This window comes from Pseudomonas sp. H1h, assembly GCF_000633255.1.
Lineage (GTDB): Bacteria > Pseudomonadota > Gammaproteobacteria > Pseudomonadales > Pseudomonadaceae > Aquipseudomonas.
On sequence record NZ_AYMJ01000002.1, the window covers coordinates 231,160 to 237,508 of the forward strand.

Below are 6,349 nucleotides of genomic sequence, written 5' to 3' on the forward strand. Positions count from 1 at the left end.
GAGGTGAACAACGTGGAGCTTTTATCTGGCGGTGAGATGCTCGTCCGCTTCTTGCGTGACGAAGGCGTCAAATATATCTACGGGTACCCGGGTGGTGCTCTCCTTCATGTTTACGATGCCCTGTTCAAAGAACCGGAAGTGACCCACATCCTGGTTCGTCACGAACAAGCGGCTACCCATATGGCTGACGGCTACGCCCGTGCCACCGGTAAAGCCGGCGTGGTATTGGTGACTTCCGGTCCAGGCGCCACAAACGCCATCACCGGTATCGCCACCGCCTATATGGATTCGATTCCTATGGTGATCATTTCCGGTCAGGTGCCAAGCACCATGGTCGGCACCGACGCGTTCCAGGAAACCGACATGATCGGTATCTCCCGGCCGATCGTGAAGCACAGCTTCATGATCAAGCACGCCTCGGAAATCCCGGAAGTCATGAAGAAGGCGTTCTACCTGGCGCAATCCGGTCGTCCGGGCCCGGTCGTGGTCGATATCCCGAAAGACATGACCAACCCGGCCGAGAAGTTCGAATACGTCTTCCCGAAAAAAGCCAAGCTGCGCTCCTACAGCCCGGCCGTTCGCGGTCACTCCGGGCAAATCCGCAAGGCGGCAGAAATGCTCCTGGCGGCCAAGCGTCCGGTCATGTACTCCGGTGGTGGCGTGATCCTCGGCAATGGTTCCGCCCCGCTGACCGAACTGGCAAAAATGCTCAACCTGCCAGTGACCAACACCTTGATGGGCCTGGGCGGTTTCCCAGGCACCGACCGTCAGTTCATCGGCATGCTCGGCATGCACGGCAGCTACACCGCCAACCTGGCGATGCACCATGCCGACGTGATCCTGGCTGTCGGCGCGCGTTTCGATGACCGTGTGATCAACGGCGCGGCAAAGTTCTGCCCGAACGCCAAGATCATCCACATCGACATCGACCCTGCTTCGATCTCCAAGACCATCAAGGCCGACGTGCCAATCGTTGGCCCGGTGGAGAGCGTCCTGACCGAAATGGTCGCGATCCTCAAGGAAATCGGCGAGACCCCGAACAAGGAGTCCGTTGCCAGTTGGTGGAAGCAAGTCGATGAATGGCGCGGTGATCGCGGCCTGTTCCCTTATGAAAAGGGCGACGGCAGCCTGATCAAGCCGCAGACCGTGATCGAGACCCTGTGCGAAGTGACCAAGGGCGATGCCTTCATCACTTCCGACGTGGGCCAGCACCAGATGTTCGCTGCGCAGTACTACACGTTCAACAAGCCGAATCGCTGGATCAACTCCGGCGGTCTGGGCACCATGGGCTTCGGTTTTCCGGCGGCCATGGGCATCAAGTTGAGCTTCCCGGATGACGACGTTGCCTGCGTCACCGGCGAAGGCAGCATCCAGATGAACATTCAGGAGCTGTCGACCTGCCTGCAATACGGCTTGCCAGTGAAAATCGTCATCCTGAACAACGGCGTTCTGGGGATGGTTCGTCAGTGGCAGGACATGAGCTACGGCAGTCGTCACTCGCACTCTTATATGGAGTCGCTGCCTGACTTCGTCAAACTGGCTGAAGCCTACGGTCACGTCGGCGTGCGCATCACCGATTCGAAAGATTTGAAGTCGAAGATGGAAGAAGCGTTCGCCATGAAAGATCGTCTGGTGGTGATCGATATTTCGGTCGATACCAGCGAGCACGTCTATCCGATGCAGATCAAAGACGGCTCCATGCGCGATATGTGGCTGAGCAAGACGGAGCGTACTTAATCATGCGGCACATTATTTCCCTGCTTCTGGAAAACGAACCCGGCGCTCTGTCTCGCGTAGTCGGCCTGTTCTCGCAGCGCAACTACAACATCGAAAGCCTGACCGTGGCCCCGACCGAAGACCCGACCCTGTCGCGTCTGACGCTGACCACCGTTGGCCACGATGAAATCATCGAGCAGATCACCAAAAACCTGAACAAGCTGATCGAAGTGGTCAAGCTGGTGGACCTGTCGGAAAGCGCTCACATCGAGCGCGAGCTGATGCTGGTCAAGGTCAAGGCCACTGGCGCCCAGCGCGCCGAGATCAAACGCACCACCGATATTTACCGTGGACAGATCGTCGATGTCAGTGCCAGCGTGTATACCGTTCAATTGACCGGTACCAGCGACAAGCTCGACAGCTTCATTCAGTCCATCGGCACCGCATCGATTCTGGAAACCGTCCGCAGCGGCGTGACCGGCATTGCCCGCGGCGACAAAGTACTCAGCATCTAAACCAAATTAGCGAATGGCCTGAACGGCCTGGATATATAGGGGAAATTCATGAAAGTTTTCTACGATAAAGACTGCGACCTGTCGATCATCCAGGGCAAGAAAGTTGCCATCATCGGTTACGGCTCCCAGGGCCACGCCCAAGCGTGCAACCTGAAAGACTCCGGTGTCGACGTTACCGTCGGTCTGCGTAAAGGTTCGGCGACCGTTGCCAAAGCTGAAGCTCATGGCCTGAAAGTAACTGACGTTGCTTCCGCTGTTGCTGCTGCCGACCTGGTCATGATCCTGACCCCGGACGAGTTCCAGTCTTCCCTGTACAAGAACGAAATCGAGCCGAACATCAAGAAGGGCGCCACTCTGGCCTTCTCCCACGGCTTCGCGATCCACTATAACCAGGTTGTGCCGCGTGCCGACCTCGACGTGATCATGATCGCGCCGAAAGCCCCGGGCCACACCGTTCGTTCCGAGTTCGTGAAAGGCGGCGGTATTCCTGACCTGATCGCGATCTATCAGGACGCTTCGGGCAACGCCAAAAACGTAGCCCTGTCCTACGCAGCTGGCGTGGGTGGCGGTCGTACCGGCATCATCGAAACCACCTTCAAGGACGAGACTGAAACTGACCTGTTCGGCGAGCAAGCCGTACTGTGCGGCGGTACCGTTGAGCTGGTCAAAGCCGGTTTCGAAACCCTGGTTGAAGCTGGCTACGCGCCGGAAATGGCTTACTTCGAGTGCCTCCACGAACTGAAACTGATCGTTGACCTCATGTACGAAGGCGGTATCGCCAACATGAACTACTCGATCTCCAACAACGCCGAATACGGCGAGTACGTGACCGGTCCGGAAGTGATCAACGCCGAATCGCGTCAGGCCATGCGCAATGCCCTGAAACGTATTCAGGACGGCGAATACGCCAAAATGTTCATCAGCGAAGGCGCAACCGGCTACCCTTCGATGACCGCCAAGCGTCGTAACAACGCCGCTCACGGTATCGAGATCATCGGCGAGCAACTGCGCTCCATGATGCCGTGGATCGGTGCCAACAAGATCGTCGACAAAGCCAAAAACTAAGTCGTCGTTCCTTGTATGAAAAAACGCGGCCTCGGCCGCGTTTTTTCGTTTGAGCCGGCGCTTCTGGTATAAAGCTGCAGCGTTTGTGGCCGAACCGTCGTCCCAGACACCTGTCGAAACTTTCCAAATACGTTGCAAGGTAATGTCCATGAGCGAACGTCCCGAAGAGCCGAACCAGGCTTCTGACGCCGAAAGCCTGCTGCCCATCGATGAACACGTCGAGGAAGGGCACGACGCAGAAGGTCGTAAAGTCCGGCATCGTGGTATCTATCTGCTGCCGAACCTGTTCACCACTGCGAACCTGTTTGCAGGGTTTTATTCCATCATCAACTCGATGAGTGCCCAGGCTGCCTTGAGCGCCGGGGACGCTACCAACGCGAGCAAGTATTTCGCCTTCGCCGCGATCGCGATTTTCGTCGCCATGGTGCTCGACGGTCTCGATGGCCGTGTCGCGCGCATGACTAATACGCAAAGCGCATTCGGTGCCGAGTATGACTCGCTCTCCGACATGGTTGCCTTTGGTGTGGCGCCGGCGCTGCTGGCCTTCGGCTGGGCGCTGGGCGACATGGGTAAGGTCGGCTGGATGGTCGCCTTCATCTATGTGGCCGGTGCGGCGTTGCGTCTGGCGCGTTTCAACACTCAGGTCGGTACAGCTGACAAGCGCTACTTCATCGGTCTGGCCAGCCCGGCGGCTGCAGGCGTGGTGGCGGGGATTGTCTGGGCGTTCAGCGACTACGGAATCCAGGGTTCTAAGATGTCGTTCCTGGTCGCCTTGATGGTGGCGGCTGCCGGCATGCTGATGGTCAGCAACATCAAGTACAACAGCTTCAAGGAACTGGATTTGAAGGGCCGTGTGCCTTTCGTGGCGATCCTTGCAGTGGTGCTGGTGTTCGCTGTGGTCTTCAGTGATCCACCGCGAATTCTGCTGCTGGTGTTCCTCGCTTACGCCGCTTCCGGCCCGGTGCAATACCTGTTGCGTCTTCGTCGTCACAAAAACGCCGAGTGATGTAATTTCCCGCATACTCCGCAGTCTATGGGTGCATCTGTCCTCCAAAGCTGCGGAGTTGCCATGCTGATCAAAATCCCCAAAGCGTCCGACTGCCATGAGTCGGATGTCACGCCTGAATCCATTTATCTTTCTCGTCGACAATTGCTCGGAGCTACTGCGACCGGCATCGCCGTGAGCAGCATGCCGCGTTGGGCTGTCGCAGAAGATACGGCGCGCTACGCCGACGTCGAGTCGGGCAAGGCGCCTGCCTGGTTTAAAGAAAAGCTGCCTTCCACCAAGTGGGGCGCAGTCAACGTCAAGGATGAGGCGATCACGCCTTACAAAGACGCGACCCACTACAACAACTTCTATGAGTTCGGTACCGACAAGGGCGATCCGGCAGCCAATGCCGGTTCGCTGAAAACCGAGCCGTGGAGCGTGGTGGTGGACGGGGAGGTGGGGAAGCCCGGACGCTATGCGCTGGAAGACTTCATGAAACCGTACCAGTTGGAGGAGCGTATCTATCGCCTTCGCTGCGTTGAGGCCTGGTCGATGGTTATTCCGTGGATCGGTTTTCCGATCTCTGCGCTGCTCAAGCAGGTCGAACCGACCTCTAACGCCAAGTACATTCGTTTTGAGACCCTGCAGGATCCCAAGAGCATGCCCGGTCAGCGGTCTGGTTTTGCCTTGATTGACTGGCCATATGTAGAAGGCTTGCGCCTGGACGAGGCGATGAACCCCTTGACGATTCTGGCCGTTGGCATGTATGGCCGCGAATTGCCAAATCAGAACGGTGCGCCGTTACGCTTGGTAGTGCCGTGGAAGTACGGGTTCAAAAGTGTCAAATCCATTGTGCGTATCAGTCTGGTTAGCGAGCAGCCGAAGACAACCTGGCAGAGCATCGCGGCGGATGAGTACGGCTTCTATGCCAACGTTAACCCGACTGTGGATCACCCGCGCTGGACTCAGGCGCGGGAGCGTCGGCTGCCCAACAGCTTGTTTAAGCCGAATGTGCGCGATACCCGGATGTTCAATGGTTATTCCGATGAAGTGGCTTCTTTATATACAGGGCTCGATCTGCGGAAGAACTACTGATGCGATATCCATACTGGCGTGTAGGTGTTTTCATCGTGGCGGCGATCTGGCCATTGCTTTGGTTCTATCAGGCGTTCGCGGATTTGCTCGGTCCCGATCCTGGCAAAGTGCTGGTCGATCGGCTGGGGTTGGGGACATTGGTGCTGCTGTTGATTACATTGGCCATGACGCCTCTGCAGAAGTTGACGGGGTGGGCGGGGTGGATTGCTGTTCGCCGTCAGTTGGGATTGTGGTGTTTTGCTTATGTGGTTTTGCACTTGTGCAGCTATATGGCATTTATTCTGGGCTTCGACTGGTCTCAGTTGGGCGTGGAGCTGCGTAAGCGTCCGTACATTATTGTTGGCACGCTGGGTTTTCTCAGCTTGTTGGCGTTGGCGGTAACGTCCAATCGCTACAGTCAGCGTCGTTTGGGTGTGCGCTGGAAGAAGTTGCATCGGTTGGCTTACGTGATTCTGGGCCTGGGATTACTGCACATGCTGTGGATCGTGCGTGCAGACCTTAAGGAGTGGACGATCTATGCCTTTATAGGTGCAGTGCTTTTACTGCTGCGTGTACCTATGGTTGCACGACGAATCCGGCGATTGTCGGCTAAAAAGCAGGTTTTGCAATAAAACTGAAATTAACGGTTGACGGCAGATTCTGGAGGTCTATAATTCGCCCCACTTCCGGCGCAGTCGAAACGTAAAACTCCTTGAAATTCAAAGAGTTACGCAGTTTTCGACAGCGGCTTGCTTCAGTTCATCGAAGCCTGGGAGGAGTTGAAAATGTCGGCATGTCTGGCGCTTTTAACGGTTCGATCTTCTCGGTCGAAAGCGGTGAAAAAAGGGTGTTGACAATAGCGAGTAACGCTGTAGAATTCGCCTCCCGCTAACGAGAGATCGGAAGCGCAAGTGGTTGAAGTTGTTGAAGAAATCTTCGAAAACTTCTGAAAATAATCACTTGACAGCAAGTGAGGCTGCTGTAGAATGCG

Annotated in this window: 6 protein-coding genes and 1 pseudogene; 6 read left to right on the plus strand and 1 reads right to left on the minus strand. The window is 56.4% G+C overall.

All coding sequences use genetic code 11. The features are described from left to right. Nucleotides 1–12 precede the first annotated feature (12 nt). The 6 genes from U862_RS0101905 to msrQ all read left to right on the plus strand — a co-directional run bounded on the left by U862_RS0101905 (nt 13) and on the right by msrQ (nt 5,990). Nucleotides 13–1,737, plus strand: coding sequence for an acetolactate synthase 3 large subunit (locus tag U862_RS0101905; RefSeq protein WP_025108843.1), 1,725 nt, complete (start codon nt 13–15; stop codon nt 1,735–1,737). Nucleotides 1,738–1,739: 2 nt separating this feature from the next. After that, nucleotides 1,740–2,231, plus strand: coding sequence for an acetolactate synthase small subunit (gene ilvN / locus U862_RS0101910; RefSeq protein ID WP_003205610.1), 492 nt, complete (start codon nt 1,740–1,742; stop codon nt 2,229–2,231). A 48-nt stretch (nt 2,232–2,279) separates the two neighbouring features. Continuing rightward, nucleotides 2,280–3,296 (plus strand): ketol-acid reductoisomerase, encoded by a 1,017-nt coding sequence (gene ilvC / locus U862_RS0101915; protein WP_003228216.1) that lies wholly within the window; start codon nt 2,280–2,282, stop codon nt 3,294–3,296. 148 nt (nt 3,297–3,444) lie between these two features. Continuing rightward, complete coding sequence (gene pssA, locus U862_RS0101920) at nt 3,445–4,302, plus strand: CDP-diacylglycerol--serine O-phosphatidyltransferase (RefSeq protein ID WP_025108844.1); 858 nt, start codon at nt 3,445–3,447, stop codon at nt 4,300–4,302. A gap of 63 nt (nt 4,303–4,365) precedes the next feature. Further along, a complete protein-coding gene (gene msrP, locus U862_RS0101925) occupies nt 4,366–5,379 on the plus strand; it encodes a protein-methionine-sulfoxide reductase catalytic subunit MsrP (protein ID WP_025108845.1) in 1,014 nt (337 codons plus the stop codon). Next, entirely contained in the window at nt 5,379–5,990 is a 612-nt protein-coding gene (gene msrQ, locus U862_RS0101930) for a protein-methionine-sulfoxide reductase heme-binding subunit MsrQ (protein ID WP_025108846.1), read from the plus strand. The genes msrP and msrQ overlap by 1 nt, the downstream gene beginning before the upstream one ends. A 122-nt stretch (nt 5,991–6,112) precedes the next feature. Here the strand turns inward: msrQ and U862_RS30975 are convergent. After that, nucleotides 6,113–6,349 (minus strand): annotated as a pseudogene (locus U862_RS30975) (hypothetical protein); the annotation flags it as partial.